Genomic DNA, 17351 nt, shown 5'->3' on the forward strand with positions numbered 1-17351 from the left:
GTTCTGGGCTAGCTCTTGACCCTGAGGCCATCGGGGTCGTATGGGGCCTTGAGGCTGCCGCGCGCGGCGAAGCGGTCGCCGGCGATCTCGATCTCGAAGCGCGCCTGCGAGAGATACGCCGCGTCCACGCCCACGGGGCGGCTGACGTAGCCCATGGCGACGGCGCGGCCGAGCGTGTGGCCGTAGGCGGCCGAACTGGTGGAGCCCACGATGCTCCCGTCGCACCAGATCGGCTCGTCGCCCAGCGGCAGCGCCTCGGGGTCGTCGAGGACGAAGCTGCAGAGCCGCTTGCCGAGAGGCTTGCCGCGCTGCGCGAGCAGGGCCTCCCGGCCCATGAAGGGCGCCGCCTTGTCGAAGCGGACGGCGAAGCCCAGCCCCGCCTCGAGCGGCGTGTCGTCCGTCGTCAGCTCGCGCCCCCAGGCGCGATAGGCCTTCTCGACGCGGAGCGACTCGATGGCGTAGTAGCCCGCGTCCGCGAGCCCGAGGTCGCCGCCGGCCGCATGAAGCGCATCATACACGCCGGCGGCGAACTCGACAGGCACGTAGAGCTCCCAGCCGAGCTCGCCGACGTACGTGATGCGCGAGGCGCGCACGAGGGCGCGCCCCAGCCAGATCTCCCGGCTCGCCGCGAAGGGGAAGGCCGCGTTCGACAGGTCCGCCCGCGTGAGCCTCGAGAGGAGATCGCGCGAGCGCGGGCCCATCACGCCCAGCACCGCGTACGCGCCCGTGACGTCGGTGAGCGCGGCGCGAGCGCCGTCGGGGATGTGCCGGCGTATCCAGTGGGCGTCGCGCGTCGTCTGCGCCGAGCCCGTGACGATCAGGTACGCGTCCGCGCCGAGCCGCGTGACGGTCAGGTCGCTCTCGAAGCCGCCGCGCTCGTTGAGCATCCCCGTGTAGACCACCCGCCCCGGCGCCACGGCGACGTCGTTGGCGCACAGCCGCTGGAGCGCGGCCTCCGCGTCGGGGCCCTCGAGGCGGAACTTGGAGAACGAGCTTTGGTCGAAGACGGCGACGGCCTCGCGGCAGGCGCGGTGCTCGGCCGCGGCGTAGGGGAACCAGTTCTGCCTGCCGAAGGAGTAGACCGTCTCGGGGGCGACACCGTCGGGGGCGAACCAGTTGGCGCGCTCCCAACCCATCTTGTTGCCGAAGCAGGCGCGCTTGTCGCGGAGGCGCTCGTAGAGCGGCGAGAGGCGCAGGCCGCGCCCGGTCTCGAGCTCGCGGTTCGGGAAGGCCACGAAGTAGTGCACGCCCACGATCTCGCTCGCCCGCTCCCGCAGGAACGCGGGGCTGGCATGGAAGGGCGCGAAGCGGCGAATGTCGGCCTGCCAGAGGTCCATCGACGGCCGGTCCTCGACGATCCACTCGGCGAGCGCGCGTCCCGCGCCGCCGGCCGCGGCGATGCCGCCCGAGCAGAAGCCGGCGCCGACGTAATAGCGGCGGACCTCCGGCGCCTCGCCCAGGATGAAGTAGTTGTCGGGCGTGAAGCTCTCGGGCCCGTTCATGAGCAGGCGCACCTGGGCCGACTCGAGGACGGGCACTCGCTGGATGGCGTTCCGCATCAGGAGCTCGAACTTGCCCCAGTCCTCGGGCAGAGTGCCGAAGCTGAAGCCCTCGGGGATGCCGTCCATGCCCCATGGCTTTGCCCACGGGTCGAAGCCGCCCATGAGAAGCCCGGCCACTTCTTCTTTGAAGTAAATGTGGCCGTCAGCGTCACGCATAACGGGCAGGTCGGGCGTCACGCCGTCTATTGGGTTCGTGACGATGTACATGTGCTCGCAGGCGTGGAGCGGCACCGTGACGCCGCTCAGACGGCCGAGCTCCCGCGCCCACATGCCGGCGCAGTTCACGAGGATCTCCGTGGCGATAGGGCCCTGGGACGTCTCGACCCCCGCGACGGCGCCGCGCTCGAGCCGGACGCCGGTGACCCTGACGCCCTCGTGAATAGCGGCGCCGCCTGCCCGCGCGCCGCGCGCCAGCGCCTGGGTAATGTCGGCGGGGTTGGCCTTGCCGTCGCCGGGGATCCACACGGCGCCGACCAGGTCGTCGGTGCGCATGAGCGGGTAGCGCTCGCCCGCGAGCGAGGCGCTGATGACCTCCGCGTCGATACCGTAGGAGCGCGCGAGCGCGGCGTTGCGCTCGAGCTGGGTCATGCGCTCGCACGTGCGCGCCACGGAGAGGCTGCCGCAGCGCTTCCAGCCTGTCGCCTGGCCCGTCTCGGCTTCGAGGCGCTCGTAGAGATCGGCGCTGTACCGGATGAGCCGGGTCAGGTTGCTCGAGGCCCGCAGCTGACCCACGAGACCCGCCGCATGCCACGTCGTGCCGCCGGAGAGGCTGCCCTGCTCGAGCAGCACCACGTCCTTCCACCCGAGCTTCGTCAGGTGATAGGCGACGCTCGTGCCGATGATCCCGCCGCCGACAATGACGGCGCGCGCGTGGCTCGCAATCACCGGGCGCGGTTCAGTGCCAAGTCGAAGATGTCGAAGTTTCTCAGCCGGCGCGCCTCCGGCAGAGCGGCGAGCGGCCGGCTGAACACCAACGGCACCGTCTGCTCGGTGAGCCCGCCGTGGGAGCGGAGCGGCGCATCCAGTCCCGAGAGATCGTGCCTCACGGCGCTGGTGCCGATGACGACGTGGCGCGCGGAGATGGCGATGAGATCGCCCATGCGGTCGGGCGGAAGCTCGAAGCGCCGGCACCCTTCCTCCCGGTCGAGGACGAGCTCCATGCCCGGCAGCGCGCCCACGCCGGCCACCGCCGCGCGCGCGTCGGCGCCTTCGGGAAGATAGATCGTGGCGAAGGAGCCGAGCGCCCCGTGGTGAACCACGTACGGGTCGGTGATGGGCAGGATCACCCGCGCACGGCCCGCGCCGAGCCAGGCGTCGAGCACATCCTGGAGGTAAATGACCTGGGGCGCTCCGTGCTCGTCCGTCTTGGCGTTCATGCCGTGGTCGGCCGTGAGCGCGATCGCCGCGCCCATGGCGTCGAGCTTGACGAGGTAGCCGTCCACCATGCGGTAAAAGGCGTTGGCCTGCGCCGTCCCGGGGGCGTGCTTGTGCTGGACGTAGTCCGTCGTCGAGAGGTACAGGATATCGGGCCGGGCCGACTCCATGAGCTTGACGCCCGCCGCGAAGACGAACTCGCTGAGTGCTGCGCTGTACACGGACGGGAGCGGCAGCCCGACGAACCCGAGCGCGTCGTCGATACCGTGCTCGGCCCTCGTGGTCCGGTCCGCCTGCTCCGACGAGAAGCAGGTCCCCCGCATCCCGTGCCCGAGGAGCCTTCGGAGCTTGTCCTTTGCCGTGACGACAGCCACCGAGGCGCCGGCTTCAGCGAATGCCGCCAGAATCGTCCCGCAGCGCAGGTACTTCGGGTCGTTCATCATCACTTCGGCGCCGGCCTCGCGGTCCCAGAAGTAGTTGCCGCAGATGCCGTGCACTGAGGGCGGCGCGCCCGTGACGATCGAAAGGTTGTTCGGGTTCGTGAAGCTCGGGATGACCGCGGCGCCCAGCAGGCTTGCGCCACGCGCCGCGGCCGAGGCGAGGAAGGGCATGGCCCCGGCCAGGAAGGCCTGCGCCAGGTAGTCGGGCTCGCAGCCGTCGACGCACACGACCACGAGCGGCCGGGCCGGCCACCCGTAGGTCCGCCCGTTGACGGTAATCGGCCCGCCGCCCCGCGCCATACCGTATCCGCTACGTCTGGCAGCGGCCGCGGCCGAGGTGGGAAGCCGCCGCCGGCCGGAGCTCGGAGTACAGGCGACATACGGCCTCCGCCACGCACGGCCAGCGGTGGTCTGCCGCCCAGCGCGATGCATTGACGCCGAGGCGCGCCCGGGTCTCGGGGTCGTGGAGGAGCCGCTCCAACCGCTCGGCGAGGGCGGTTGGATCCCCTTCAGGCACGAGATAGCCCGTCACGCCGTCCTTGACCGTCGTGGTGAGCCCGCCGACGCGCGAGGCGACCACGGGGCTGCCGCAGGCCATGGCCTCGAGCGCCACCATGCCGAACGACTCGTAGTAGGACGGCATGACCGTGGCGTCCGCCGCCGCATAGAAGAGGCGGAGCCGCCGCTGGGGCTGCGGGCCGAGGAAGCGCACCCGGTCGCCCAGCCCGAGCGCCGCCACGCGCGACCGCAGCTGCCGGGCATGGCCCGAGGCCGTGTCCCCGGGATCGGGCTCGTCCCAATCGCCTCCGACGATGTAGAGTCGCGCCGCCCCGCCCAGCCGCGCCATGGCGTCCAGCAGGGTCTCGAGCCCCTTGATCGGCTGGAGCCGCCCGACGTAGAGCAGCATCGGGTCGGGCGGCAGCTCGAGGAGGTCCTTGGCCGTGGTCTGGGACATCGGTTGGAACAGCTCGGTGTCCACGCCGCAGGGGATGACGGCGATGCGCTCGGCCGCGGCGCCATAGTGCCAGACGAGGTGCGCGCGCTCGACGACGTTGGCCGCCACGATCCGGTCGGCGCCCGCGACGACGCGCGATTCCTCGGCGATCCTCAACTCGGGCTCGAGCTCGTCGGGCCCCTGCGCCACCGAGTTCTTGAGGCGGCCGAGAGTGTGGAACATCTGGACGAGCGGCACGCCCCAGCGCTCGCGCAGCTCGAGACCCGCCACGCCCGAGAGCCAGTAGTGCGCGTGGATGACGTCGTAGTCTATCCCCTCCGCCCAGCGATGCGCTTCGACGCCCTCGACGAACTCCGGCAGGTGGCGGTGGAGTGCCTCGCGCGCGATCGGCGCCTGAGGGCCCGCCGGCAGATGGATGACCCGCGCGCCCTCTCCCAGCTCGGCCGCGCGGGGGATCGAGGCGTTCTGCGAGCGCGTGAAGACGTCCACGGCGACGCCCATGCGCCCGAGCTCGCGCGCCGTCTCGCGCACGTAGACGTTCATGCCGCCCGTTTCCTTGCCGCCGAGCGCGGCCAGGGGGCAGGTGTGGACGCTGAGCACGGCGATGCGGAGGCTCACGGCGCCACCCGCACGCGGAAGAGATCCTGGGCCGTGGGTCCGAAGGCGTACTTGTAAGGCTCCTCTCCACGCAGGAAGTCGAAGACGGCGACGCCGCGGTCGATCGCGTCGCGGATCACGTGGGCGAGGAGCACGATGCCCGGGGCAAGCTTGGCGTGGAGCGGGTCGAAGCCCGAATTGTACAACCCGACCGAGCCCCCAGCCGAACCCAAGCTCTCCAGACAGAGGAAGCTCGCCACGGCCGCCCCGTCCCAGTCGAGGAACCACAGCCGCGCCCAGCCCCGAGCCGCCAGCGCGTGGGTCGCGTCGCGGAAGAAGGCCTCCATGCGCTCGTCCATGAAGCGCGCCTTGCCGGCCTTGGAGAGGCGGTGGAGCCTCAGGAACACCGCCAGCGCGCCGTCCCATCCCTCGGGCGAGGCGTGGGAGCGCACGGACGTGCCCGGCAGCTCGCGCTCGAGCTTTCGGATCTTGCGCCGCAGCTCATGGCGGTCCTTGCCCGGGAGACGCTCGAGATAAGCGTCCCAGGAAGCGGGCAGGTCGAGCACGGGGCAGCGGTCCTCTCGCTCGACCTGCGCCCGGATCCCGGCTGCGGGGCAGAGCCGCGGCAGGATGTCGAGGGTCGGCGACGCGGCACGGATCGCCCGGAGGTCCCATTCGGTGGCCTCGCCCGCGCGGTGCTGGAGGAGGGCCTGCCAGACCTCCTCCTCGCGGCCGGCGGGGACGATCAGGTCGAGGTAGTCCGAGACGTCCACCCCGCCCACGAAGCGCCGGAGCCCGGCGTCCTCGTCGTAGAGCGGCAGCAACCCCGCAAGCGTGCCGGCATCGTCGCTGACCCGGAGCAGGTGCAGCGGCCGCGAAGCGAGGAAGGCGCGGGCCCAGGCCGTCTGCCACTGCCAGGAGAGGAACACCGAGGGGTGGCGGGCCTGGGCGAGGAGACCGTTCCAGCCACCCTCGTCGAAGCTCTCGAAACCCGGCAGCGCTTCAACTTTCATCGTCGCCTCCGGCCTCGCTGAGACTCGCCTCGCCGTCACCGGCTCCGCCAAAGCCACTCTCCTCGATCCCGCCCTCCTCCCCCGACGCCTCCTCCATGGCCGCGCCGAGGTCGTCACCCAGGTCCTCGCCCATCTCGTCGCCCATGCGCCTGACGAAGCGCGCGACGGCCTGCGGGTCGTTCTCGTCGAGATCGCCGTACTGTGACGGGTCGGCGGCAGCTTCGAGGCGGGCATCTTCGGACTTGGGCGTGGCGAAGCGGGACATGAGTCGGGACAGCTCGGCGCTGCCGCAGCGCGGACATCGGGGTGTTTCCCGAGACGCGAGCGAACGGACGAGCAGGCTCACGCGGCGGCTGCAGCCCCGACACTCATACTCGTAGATGGGCACCCTGGGTCCTCGGCTTTCCCGACATTGAGATGGCTTATCGCATCATGCGGATGCTGCGGGGGGCCCCGGGGCCTCGCCCAGGGTGAAATAGAACATCGCGCCTTCGGGGCTGCCCTCGGACCAGATGCGACCGCCGTGGCGCTGGACGATCCGCTGCACCATGGCTAGGGCGAGTCCCGCGCCCGACCACGCGTCGGCGCTCCGCAACCGCTGGATGGCGCCGGGAAGCGGCCCCGCATACGCACGGTCGAAGCCGGCGCCGTCGTCGCGCACCACGTAGGCCGGGCGTCCCTCCGCCTTGGTCTCCCCGAACTCGATGCGGCCGGACGGACGGCCGCTCGTAAAGGCCCAGGCGTTGCCGATGAGGTGGGTGAGCGCCTGGCGCAGGAGCGCGGGGTCGCCGACGGCCGTCAGCCCTTGGGCGATGACGACATCGACCCGGCGCTGGGGGTCGCGGGTCCGGAGCGCCTGGACAATGGTCTGTGCCAGCGCGGAGAGGTCGACGGCGTTCCGGCGCATCTCGCCGCCCGAGGCGCGCGCCAGCTCGAGCAGGCTCTGCACCAGCCGCTCCATGGCTCTGCTGATGGAGGCCAGCCGCGTGAGGCTGTCCCGGCCCGCGGCGTCGAGCTTGAGCCCGTAGCCCGCCAGGAGCGCCTGGGAGAGCTCGTCGATGCTGCGCACGGGGCTGCGGAGGTCGTGCGCGACCGCATACGCGAAGCCCTCGATCTCCTGCAGCAGCGCGCCCTGGTTGCCCTGGCGCCGCTCGAGCTCGGCCTGGAGAGCGGCCGCGCGCGCCTCGGTTTGGCGTTGACGCGTGATGTCCACCACGCTCCACTCGAAGACCGGGCGCGTCGGGTCGTCCAGCCGCCTGACGGACACGCGCACCCAGAGTGACTTGCCGCTCCGCCGCCACAGGGCGAGGTCGCGCTTCGCGGGCGCGGAGCCGCGATCGACCTCCGCCATGAGCCCGGCGTAGTCCGTCGGATCCTCGAAGAGGCGATCGGCCTCCATGGTCATGAGCTCCTGGCGCGAGTCGCAGCCCAGGAGCTCGACCAAGGTCTGGTTGCATTCGACCAGGCGCCTGTCACGCAGCGTGTGCATGACCCCGACCTCGCTCGTGTCGAAGAAGGCGCGGAAGCGTCTCTCCGCCTCGCGCCCGAACCGCTCGGCCTCACGGGTCCAGGTCAGCGACGTGTACACCGCGTCGGCAGATTCCCGCTCCTTGCGCGCTGCCTCGGCGGCGATCCGGGCCGCCCGCTGCTCGAGTAGGCCGACCATGAGGGCCACCGCCGGCGCCGAGCAGGCAAAGACGAGGACCCGCCGCAGCGTCTCATGCGTGTAGGAGAAGGCCGTGCCGGTCGAGGAGAGATCGTAGGCGTAGTACCAGACCACGATCCCCGCCGCGATGAGCCCGTCCACGAGGCCGCCCACGAAGGTCGCGCAAACGACGGCGAGGATCAGGATGGGGGCGAACGCCGCGAACTTCAGCGGGGTCCACGAGAGGATCTCGATGAGCGCCACGACGACCACGGCGATGGCGGGACCCAGCAGGCGGCGCGCGTACTCCCGGCGGAGCCGCTTCCGCCGAGCCGGACTTGCGGCAGTCGGCCCCGCCGCCGGGGGCCGGGCTATGCGTGGCTTGGATGCTGGACTCACGGGACACCGAGCATACCGTGAAGCCGCCCTCGCGTCACCCCCAGCCTGCTACCCGGGCCCCCAGGTTGCGCGAATGTCAGCCCGATGCTACAAAATTTGACACCATCAGGCCGGGCCGACCATACACTGCGTGGGAGAAGGGTTTGTATTTCAAGGCCTTTGGAGACCCCGAAGGCGCCAGGCGACGTGGCATCGAGCTTGCGGTAGACAACCTTATGCCAAGGGACCAGCGCGGCTTCACCCTGGTCGAGCTGCTCGTGGTGGTGGCGGTGATCGCCATTCTCACCACGATCTCTCTCACGATCTTCAACAACGTCCAGTCCCGCTCGCGGATGGCCAAGGCCCAGGCCGACACGCGGACGTTGGCCTCGGCGGTTGGGGCGTACCAGGCGCACATGGGACAGATGCCGGCCGCGCTGGCCGACTTGACCGTGGCCCAGACCAACGTCACGGGCCAGGTCGCCGGCCCCTTCATGGCGGCCGACCCGGCGCCGCCGGCCGGCTGGACCTACGGCTACTCCACCGGCGGGCCGACCGGCTACACCATCACCGCGGCGGGCGACAGCACCACGATCACCCGTCCCTGACCTGTCCTCAGCGCGCGCCCACGATCAGGACCAGAAACCCGGCGACGGCTGCGACGATCAGGAGCGCCCCCTTGAGCGTGTGCAGGACAAAGGGGGCGCTACGCACGTCGTGGGCCCCCAGCACGAGAAGGACGTTGATCGCGCTCGCGATCTGCCGGAGGAGCGGCGTCGCGTCGGCGGGCTGGACGCGCAGGCGCGGCGTCCCGCTCCACGACGGCGCCTGCACGATGATCGCGGTGCCCGCCCCCAAGAGCATGAACTCGTCCTCGCCCGCCCGCGGCGAGGACTCGCGCGCGTTGTAGCCCATCTCACGCAGGACCTCCCGGACGGTGTCGAGCATCGCGTCGCGGTCGAGGCCGGGGGCAGCATAGCCGCGTCCGAGCATCCAGAAGCAGCCCGCAGCCAGGCCGATTGGGAGCAGCAGCACGGCGTCGAAGGCGTTGCTGTTGACTGCGGGCGCCAGGAAGGTCAGCCGCGGCAGCCCGAGGATCACCGCCGCCATGACGGCGGCGCGGGTCCAGTACAGGTGGTGGGCGGGAAGAAGGAACGGCTTCTTGATGCGCGCCGCGTGGAGCCCGATGCTCATCTCGACGATGCCTGCTGCGCCGGCCAGCAGGATCACGAGCCACGGGGCAAACAGCACGCACGATCCTCCCCGGCCGCAGGGGCCGTGTTTGAGGGTTGTCGCGGCATGAAGGTAGCAGGAAGTGGGCGGGTTGGGCTAGTGGAAGTCGTGGGACGGTACCTGCCGCAGCCGGTGGTGGAGCGGATGGAGCCGTCCGGCGCGGACCGAGATGACCCCTTCGCGGTGCTCGAGCGCCCCCTCGACCCAGAGAAAGGGTTCGCCCACCAGCATGAGCCGGCAGCGCCGGAAGAGGGACGGGGGCACCACCACGTTGACGAGTCCGCTCTCGTCCTCAAGGTTCAGGAAAACGAAACCCTTGGCGGTGCCGGGCCGCTGGCGCACCACCACCGCTCCCGCGACACGGACCGGCGCGCCGTGCCGCATCCCCCGAAGATCGGCGGCTCGGGCCACGCCCAGGCGCCTAAGCCGGGCCCGGTGAAAGACCATGGGGTGCGGGCCCAGGGTGAGCCCCGTGCCCTCGTAATCGGCCACCAACGCCTCGGACGGCGTCATGGGTGGAAGCGGGGGTGGAAGCGGGGGTGGGAGCGGGGGTGGGAGCGGGGGCGAAAGCGGCGATGACCCGGCCGGCGCGCGAAGATCAACGTAGAGCGGACCCGATGGCCGCGCCGCTCTCTCGATCTCCCAGAGCGCCGCGCGGCGCTCGAGGCCGAGGCTTCCGAGCGCGCCGATCTCGGCCAGCCTGGCCACCTCGTCCCTGTGAAGCCCGGCGCGCCTGACGAGATCGTCGGCGGAGGAAAACGGCCGCTCGCGCTCCATGAGCCGCCCCGCCTCCTCGCGCAGCCCGCGGACATAGCGAAGCCCGAGCCGCACGGTCCCGTCGGCCTCGATGGCGCAGAGCCAGTCCGAGTGGTTGATGTCCACCGGTCGGATCACCTGCCCGTGGCGCGCGGCATCTCCCACGATGGTGGCGGGGTGGTAGAAGCCCATGGGCTGGTTGTTGAGCAGCGCCGCGTAGAAGGCCGCCGGGTGATGCGCCTTGAGATACGCGCTGGCATAGGCCAGGAGCGCGAAGCTGGCGGCGTGCGAGTTGTGGACGACGAGGCCATTGGCGACAAAATTGCGATCGCCTTCGACGCTGAGGTCGTACGTTTCGTGTAAGCCTACACGTTCGATAGCGACGATTCGATCCCAGTAAAGATCGGATTCAGCCAAGCACTTCAATTCGTTGGATTGAAAATATTGAGCCAACCTGCCAATCGTCCATCGCCGGTATCCACGCTTCGCTCTGTCCGGAGAGCAAATAGCGCGCATCGACAGCCCCGTCGCCTCTGCCATGCTCTCCCACGTCACACTCCGCTGCTGACGCGCGCGATCAATCACCGCCTTGATCTCGACAGGAATGACATCACGAGAGGATCGATCTTCTACGGCCATATCAGCAATGACCTTGGCAAGCTCGCGCTTCCGTCCAATCAAGAAACGACGGGCGATCTTCCGATAAAAAAGTCGCAAATTCTCTTGGCCCGTAACAGTGACGACAAAACCTGTCACCGTCCGGCCCCGATATGGGCGGACGCGCTTGTAGAGGCGCGCCATGATCCCCAGACGGAGGAGAAGATGTCGGACATCCTCCGATAAACGGGATGAAGCAGTGTCATACGACACATGACCTGTCCGTGAAAACGATCCATCTCCCTCCCAGAGCCGCGCGAGAAAGAGCCCCACATCGCTTGCGTGGAGGCCGAACACCGTATCAGGCACGTGCTTCCCTCGTGAATCGAGCCCCCAGAGACCAAGCTCTTTGAGCCATTCGACAACTCCGGCCGCTCGTGCCCTGTCACGGCGCCGAACGTGCACGCTATAGCAGCTCTTGTGGCGGGCAACCGTCGCGCGTGTATTTGGGAACTTTTCCACGGCTCTCACATACTCATCGCAGTATTGCGAGTCAGTTGTGTAGAAGTACGGTGTAGACGGATGGCACAGGTTGCCCTCGGCGATGAGATCCGCCAGAACGATCAGCCAGTGGCGAGACCACCGCTGGCGCCCGAGAGGAGGTAATGCGCGGATCGCCGCTATGTGATCACCCAGACGGAGGTCGTGGAGCGGGCGCCAGCCGCCCATGGTGAGCAGGGGGTGCTCCGCAGTCACCGTGATCGTCCGCCCAGAGGCGGTACGGACGCGGTAGACCATGCGGCGCCCGCTGGATGTGGCTTTGAGAATGCGACGCTTTCGGATCTTCATGTCTGTATCGCAGGCGAGGGTGTGACAGATTCTCTCGCGGCCTTTCACGACATCTTCGATCCGCACCAGGTGCCCGGTATCGGCATCGACCACACGCGTCTCGCCGACGACGCACTCCGGGAAGCCGTACAGGGCGAAGGAGGTGATCGCGCGCACGATGGCCTCCGCCGCCTCGCCCGTGATCCCCTGCCCCGCCATGCCGGCGCGGAGCTTCCGCTCCACCTCGTCCATGGCCTGCTTGCGGCGCTTGAAGCCGAAGGCGCGCCGCAATTCCTCCGCCTCGCCGCCGGTGAAACCCGCCGTCGCCATGGCCATGCGCAGGAGCTGCTCCTGGAAGAGCGGCACGCCGAGCGTGCGCTTGAGGATGGGCTCGAGCGCCGGATGCGGCACGGTCACGGGCTCGCGCCCCGCGCGGCGCCTGAGATACGGGTGCACCATGTCGCCCACGATGGGCCCGGGACGGATGATGGCCACCTGCACCACGAGGTCGTAGAAGCACTCGGGCTTAAGGCGCGGCAGGGTCGCCATCTGGGCGCGGCTCTCCACCTGGAAGACGCCGATGGTGTCGGCCTTCTTGAGCATGGCGTAGACCGTGGGGTCGTCGGGCGGCAGGTGAGCCAGGTCCACGTGGCCGCCGCGGCGGCGGATCATCCCGAGCGCGTCCTCGAGGAGCGCCATCATCCCGAGCCCCAGGAGATCCACCTTGATCATGCCCATGGCCGCGCAGTCGTCCTTGTCCCACTGCACGACCGAGCGCCCGGGCATGGCGGCCGGCTCGAGCGGGACCACGCCGTCGAGCCGTCCGGCGCAGATGACCATGCCGCCCGAGTGCTGGCCGAGATGGCGCGGCAGGTCCTGGATGGCCGTCCAGAGATGGGCGAAGTGGCGCATGACCGGCTCCCCGGGATCGCAGCCGACCTCGCGGAGGTGGACCAGGAGCGTGTCGCCCGGATCCTTGTATTCCCAGTCGCTGACGAGCCCCGACAACCGGTCGCAGAGGGCGGCGGGGAGCGCCAAGACCTTGCCTACCTCCCGCGCCGCGCTCCTGCCCCGGTAGGTGATGACATTGGCCGTCATGGCCGCGCCCAGGCGCCCGTAGCGCTCGTAGACGTACTGGATGACCCGCTCGCGCCGGTCTCCGCTCGGCAGGTCGAGGTCGATGTCGGGCCACTCGCCGCGCTCCTCGGAGAGGAAGCGCTCGAAGAGAAGCTCCATCCCCACCGGATCGACGGCCGTGATCCCGAGCGCATAGCACACGGCGCTGTTGGCCGCCGAGCCCCGCCCCTGCACTAGGATGTCGTGGCGGCGGCAGTATTCGACCAGGTCCCAGACGATCAGGAAGTAGCCCGCCAGGTCGAGGCGGCCGATGAGGTCGATCTCGCGTTCGATCTGTCTTCGCGCGCGCCCGCGGAGCGGTCCCGTGCCGTAGCGCGTCGCCGCGCCTTTCTCGCAGAGGGCGCGGAGGAAGCCGACCGGCGTCTGGCCCGGCGGCAGCGGGTAGTCGGGGAAGCGGTAGCCCAGGTGCTTGAGCGTGAAGCCGAGCCGCAATGCCAGCTCGCCGCTATTGGCCACGGCCGCCGGGCAGTCGGCGAAGAGCCGCTCCATCTCGCGCGCGGGCTTGAGAAAGCGCTCGCTGTTGCGCGCGAGCAGCCTGCCCGCCTGTGACAGCGTCATGCCGTGGCGGATGCAGGTCAGCGTGTCCAGCAGCGGCCGATCCCCGCGTTGAGCCATGAGCGGGGCGTTACTGGCGAGGAGCGGCAGCCCCAGCCGCTCCGCTTCCGCGTTCAGCCACTCGTTGTGCACCTCCTGCTCGCGTTCGAGCGCGCGCTGGAGCTCGGCGTAGACGCCGAAGCGGCCGAAGAGGCCGGCGAGCCTGTCGAGCGTCGCGCGCGCGGCCTCATGGCCGTCACGGATGAGCCGCCGGGCCACGGGACCTTCAACGCCTCCCGTGAGACAGACGAGCCCGCCGGCGTGCTCTTCGAGATCGTCCCAGCCGGCTAGGCCCTCACCCTTGGGCGCACGCATCTTGATCCGCGTCAGCAGGCGGCAGAGGTTTTTGTAGCCCTCACGGTCCTCCACGAGGAGCGGCAGCCTGCCGCCGTCCCGCATGCCGACCTCGGCGCCGACGAGCGGCGTGATCCCGAGGCGCGTGCAGGCGCCGTAGAAGCGCGGCGCCCCGTAGACGCCGTCCTGGTCCACGAGGGCGAGAGCGGGCTGGCCGAGGGCGGCGGCCCGCTCGGCCAGCGCCTCGGGCAGGACGGCCGCTTCGAGGAAGCTGAATGCGCTCTTGGCGTGCAGCTCGACGAACATGACTGGGAGTCGCGCTATACTGGCCTGCAAAAGGGAGGGGAGAGATGCTCCAACACACGATCAAGGCCGTGATTCGTCCAGGAGAACAGTCGGGATACGTGGCGGAATGCCCCGAGATCCCGGTAGTTACTCAGGGCCTCACGCTGGACGAGGTCACTCGAAACCTTCAGGAAGCCGTCGCTCTCCATCTGGCTGATGAGGACCTGTCCGCCTTGGGGCTTGCCCCCAACCCCACCGTTGTCGTAACGATGGAGCTCTCGCCCACGCATGCCTAAGCTCCGCCGCCTCTCAGGCGCGGAGATCGTTGCGATCCTTGGCCGCTTCGGTTTCACGATCCACGACGGACTCTTGCCGACGGCACAACCGAGACCCTCACGGTCCCGACACACCATGAACTGGACACGGGAACGTGCCGCGCAATCCTCCGACAGGCCGGCCGGTTCATACCTGAAGAAGATCTCCGTCCACATTTCTACTCCCCCTAAGTAGGGTCCCCTCACCCTTCTTCCCTTTGGGGTGAGGGGTCAGTCATAGACGGCTTCGAGGCGCCAGCCGCGGCCGTCGCGCGCGAGCCGGCAGAGCGTGCCGTCGTCGAGCTCCACGTCCCACTCGTCCTGGACGAAGGGCGCTTCCGTCCACCACTCGCCCGACACGCGCCACGGCCCCGCGCCCGCGATGATCCGCCCCGCGAGCCCGGCGGCGCGGAGGTGGGCGGGCGCCCCCGCATCAACCGTCACCTCTACCGGCCTCGGCGGCCGCATGCGGCGAACGGCCAGAATAGCCCCCTGACTATTCAGCCCTCGCCTCACGGCTTCGCCCTTCGGCTCGAACTGCGGCCCTCTCCCCCGGTGGGGGAGAGGGTTTCGATTTTCCTCTGGAAGGGTTCGACCCCCCTCTCCCTCCTGGGGAGAGGGCTGGGGTGAGGGGAGAAGAAACGGTGTCATCCGATGGGCGTCGGGCCGGTGGCTGTCCACCAACACCGGCGAGCCGATACCGGGCGCTTCCACGAGGGCGGCGAGACGCGCCAGCGTGGCCGTGAGCAGGCGCGGGCTCGGGCGCGGCGGCTCGTCGAGGCGCGGCTGGATATTCCCCACGCGCACGGGACGCGCGCGGAGCGTGATCGCCTCCACGGCGGCGCCCGGGGGCCGCGCCGCGAGCGAGGCGCGCAGGAGCGCGGCGGCGGCGACGGGATCGGCGAGCGGCGCCGCCGGCGCGCAGTCGCCCTCATGCACCGTCCGGTCGGCCAGCCGGCAGGTCCACTCGAAGGCGTCGGCCGAGAGCTCGTAGCGGCGCAGCCGCGCGCAGAGCATCTCGGCCAGGCCCGCGACGAGATCGCCGAGCGGCTCGAGAGCCTCGACGCCCCAAGGGCAATCCGCCGACTCTTCGAAGACCGGCGGCGGCGTCCAGAGGCGAAGCGGCGTCGCATCTTCGCCGCGCGCCAGCCGCTGAAGCCGCGGCCCCTCGCCGCCGAGCCGCTCCGCGAGCCCGCGCGAAGGCAGGTCGGCCAATTCGCCGAGAGTGCGGATGCCCCAGCGATCGAGGCGCGCCGTCATCTCGGGGCCTAAGTCGAGCAAGACCAGCGGCGCGGGGCCGAGCCAGCGGGCATCCAGGCCCGGCGGAACGATAGTGACGTCGCCGCCGGCGCGGGCCGCGAAGCGGGCGCCGGCGCGGCTGCCCGCGACCCCGACCCGCGCCGCCGCGCCGCGCTCGCGGGCGGCGCGGTGGAGCCGGCGCGCGATCTCCTCTTCACCGCCCCACAGCCTCTCGAGCCCGCCGAGGTCGAGGTAGACGATGCCCGGGCCACCGTCCTCCACCGAAGGCGAGTGGCGGAGCGCGATCTCGAGCAAGGCCGGCTTCACCCGCGGGTCGGCGCCGGGAACGAAGAGGCAGGCGATGCGCGTCACGCCCGCCACTCGATGAGCCAGGCGCGCCCGGGCGCGGCCAGGCGCGGGTCGAAGCGGGAACGGAGCACGCGGGCTTCGGAGACGAGCCCGCCAAGACGGATGCGCCGGGGCGCGCCGATCCAGCGCGCGCGCACGCGGCGCACCGAGACCACGAACGCGGCGGCGCTACCCGTCAGGTGCCGCGGGGCGCGGACCACGACCACGGCCGCGTTCCCCGCCGCCGCGCGCTGGAGGCGCACGCCGAAGGACGGCGGCGCGGCGACGGACGCCGTGCCCCACGCCGTTCCCAAATCGAGCGCGACCGCGGCGAAGCCCGAGCAGCGCGCCAGGAGATCGGCCGCGCTCCACGCAGGCTGCAGGCGGCCGCCGCAGCGCACCCAGAGCAGCGCGCGCAGGTCGAGCCCCGCGCGCGCGGCCGTCTCAGGGTCGAATGTATCGGCACCGTCCACGAGGGCGACCAAGCCCCCGCGCGATGCGGCACGAGCCAGGAGCGCCAGCAGCAGGCTGCCGCCTCCGGAGGATCGGGGTCCGACGATCTCGCTGAGCCGGCCTTCAGGGAAAGCATTCAGCAAGCCATCGAGCCCCTCACGATCCCACCCTGGCGGGGGCAAGGACTCGGTCGAGGTAGCCATGGCAGCTCCCCATTAACTAAAGGAGTCCCAATATTACACGTCATCTGTTTAGTATTAGCAAGCACAAGATAGTGAGGAGGCCGGCCTTGATGGACTCAGTATCTGGGGTGGCGCCTCAGCACCCACTTACGAGGTAGGCGGCTACTGAGCTGAGCAGCACGTGACAATGTGTACCATCTCTGGTACCTTGCGCTAGCGGACAAGCCCTGAAGAAGATCGCCGCGGCGTTCTATCGGACGGCGGCCGGCACTGAGCCGGTTCGCGACTGGCTCAAAGGCCTGTCGGTCGAGGAGCGCCGCGAGATCGGCGAGGACATCGCCACCGTCGAGTACGGGTGGCCCGTCGGGATGCCAGTGTGCCGGCCGCTGGGCCAGGGCCTCTGGGAGGTTCGCAGTACCCTTCCCGGCAACCGCATCGCTCGCGTGATTTTTTGCATCGCGCAAGGGCGGATGGTGCTGTTGCACGGATTCCTGAAGAAGACGCAGAAGATTCCGAACGAGGACCTGGCCCTAGCCCGCAGACGCATGGAGGAGATCGAGCAATGAAGAAGCGCACAACCAAGAAGGCAGATATCGGCACAGCGTTCGAAGATTTCTTGAAAGACGAAGGAACCTACGAAGCGACCCAGAGCGTTGCCATCAAGCGCGTTCTTGCCTGGCAGATCGAGAAGGCGATGAAGAAGCAGCGCCTCACCAAGGCGGAGATGGCGCGGCGGATGGAGACGAGTCGGAGCCAGCTTGACAGACTCCTCGATCCGGACAGCGACTCCGTGACTCTGGAGACACTCACTCGCGCAGCGCGCGCCATCGGCCGTCAGGTCAAACTTGAGCTTGTCTAGGATCTTTCGGACAATCCGGAGGATTCGATGACGCAACTGATGGACGATCTCCTACAGCTCCTACGAGGACTTCAGTGCCTGGCCTAGCAAGGTCGACACGCCTCAGGTCAGCCAGGGCATCTCGGCCGCGCGCCGAGACTCGTGCGCGGCGATGGCCTGCTCGTACTCCATGGTCAGCGCGATCTCGTCCTGCCCCCGGAGGAGCGCCTGCTTGCGGAACGCGTCCACCTCGAAGCGGTGCGCCGTGCCGTCGGGCGCCGTCAGCGTC

14 protein-coding genes and 1 pseudogene are annotated in these 17351 nt (G+C 69.8%); 5 read left to right on the forward strand and 10 right to left on the reverse strand.

What is annotated here, in order from left to right:
* Window positions 1–8: 8 nt before the first annotated feature.
* From Q7W02_13265 to Q7W02_13290, 6 genes are read right to left on the reverse strand one after another with little or no spacing between them, the layout of a single operon-like run.
* A complete protein-coding gene (locus tag Q7W02_13265; GenBank protein ID MDO8477139.1) occupies window positions 9–2447 on the reverse strand; it encodes an FAD-dependent oxidoreductase in 2439 nt (812 codons plus the stop codon).
* Window positions 2444–3676, reverse strand: coding sequence for a phosphonoacetate hydrolase (gene phnA / locus Q7W02_13270; protein ID MDO8477140.1), 1233 nt, complete (start codon window positions 3674–3676; stop codon window positions 2444–2446). The genes Q7W02_13265 and phnA overlap by 4 nt, the downstream gene beginning before the upstream one ends.
* A 10-nt stretch (window positions 3677–3686) precedes the next feature.
* Entirely contained in the window at window positions 3687–4949 is a 1263-nt protein-coding gene (locus Q7W02_13275) for a glycosyltransferase (protein MDO8477141.1), read from the reverse strand.
* A complete protein-coding gene (locus Q7W02_13280; GenBank protein MDO8477142.1) occupies window positions 4946–5941 on the reverse strand; it encodes a GNAT family N-acetyltransferase in 996 nt (331 codons plus the stop codon). Before Q7W02_13280 ends, Q7W02_13275 begins: the two co-directional genes overlap by 4 nt.
* Window positions 5931–6329, reverse strand: coding sequence for a zinc ribbon domain-containing protein (locus Q7W02_13285; GenBank protein ID MDO8477143.1), 399 nt, complete (start codon window positions 6327–6329; stop codon window positions 5931–5933). Before Q7W02_13285 ends, Q7W02_13280 begins: the two co-directional genes overlap by 11 nt.
* A gap of 42 nt (window positions 6330–6371) precedes the next feature.
* A complete protein-coding gene (locus Q7W02_13290) occupies window positions 6372–7985 on the reverse strand; it encodes a PAS domain S-box protein (protein ID MDO8477144.1) in 1614 nt (537 codons plus the stop codon).
* Window positions 7986–8200: 215 nt separating this feature from the next.
* Between Q7W02_13290 and Q7W02_13295 the strand changes: the two genes are divergently transcribed.
* Entirely contained in the window at window positions 8201–8572 is a 372-nt protein-coding gene (locus tag Q7W02_13295) for a prepilin-type N-terminal cleavage/methylation domain-containing protein (protein ID MDO8477145.1), read from the forward strand.
* 7 nt (window positions 8573–8579) lie between these two features.
* Here Q7W02_13295 and Q7W02_13300 read toward each other — a convergent pair whose 3' ends face one another.
* Together Q7W02_13300 and dnaE are read right to left on the reverse strand one after the other, a co-directional pair.
* Window positions 8580–9215 (reverse strand): hypothetical protein, encoded by a 636-nt coding sequence (locus Q7W02_13300; protein MDO8477146.1) that lies wholly within the window; start codon window positions 9213–9215, stop codon window positions 8580–8582.
* 78 nt (window positions 9216–9293) lie between these two features.
* Window positions 9294–13709, reverse strand: coding sequence for a DNA polymerase III subunit alpha (gene dnaE / locus Q7W02_13305; GenBank protein ID MDO8477147.1), 4416 nt, complete (start codon window positions 13707–13709; stop codon window positions 9294–9296).
* Window positions 13710–13753: 44 nt separating this feature from the next.
* Here dnaE and Q7W02_13310 point away from each other — a divergent pair, with 44 nt between their 5' ends.
* Window positions 13754–13984, forward strand: a complete 231-nt coding sequence (locus Q7W02_13310; GenBank protein MDO8477148.1) for a type II toxin-antitoxin system HicB family antitoxin — start codon at window positions 13754–13756, stop codon at window positions 13982–13984.
* Between the two features lie 117 nt (window positions 13985–14101).
* Window positions 14102–14194 (forward strand): annotated as a pseudogene (locus Q7W02_13315) (type II toxin-antitoxin system HicA family toxin).
* A 39-nt stretch (window positions 14195–14233) separates the two neighbouring features.
* Here Q7W02_13315 and Q7W02_13320 read toward each other — a convergent pair.
* A complete protein-coding gene (locus Q7W02_13320) occupies window positions 14234–15613 on the reverse strand; it encodes a hypothetical protein (GenBank protein ID MDO8477149.1) in 1380 nt (459 codons plus the stop codon).
* Window positions 15610–16185: a hypothetical protein gene (locus tag Q7W02_13325; GenBank protein ID MDO8477150.1), complete on the reverse strand. Its 576-nt coding sequence runs from the start codon at window positions 16183–16185 to the stop codon at window positions 15610–15612. Before Q7W02_13325 ends, Q7W02_13320 begins: the two co-directional genes overlap by 4 nt.
* 266 nt (window positions 16186–16451) lie before the next feature.
* Here Q7W02_13325 and Q7W02_13330 point away from each other — a divergent pair, with 266 nt between their 5' ends.
* Window positions 16452–16790, forward strand: a complete 339-nt coding sequence (locus Q7W02_13330) for a type II toxin-antitoxin system RelE/ParE family toxin (GenBank protein MDO8477151.1) — start codon at window positions 16452–16454, stop codon at window positions 16788–16790.
* Window positions 16787–17083 carry a helix-turn-helix transcriptional regulator gene (locus Q7W02_13335; GenBank protein ID MDO8477152.1) on the forward strand — a complete coding sequence of 99 codons (297 nt, stop codon included), beginning with the start codon at window positions 16787–16789 and terminating at the stop codon, window positions 17081–17083. The genes Q7W02_13330 and Q7W02_13335 overlap by 4 nt, the downstream gene beginning before the upstream one ends.
* Window positions 17084–17351 lie beyond the last annotated feature (268 nt).

The sequence above is a fragment of the Candidatus Rokuibacteriota bacterium genome (genome assembly GCA_030647435.1).
Classification (GTDB): domain Bacteria; phylum Methylomirabilota; class Methylomirabilia; order Rokubacteriales; family CSP1-6; genus AR37.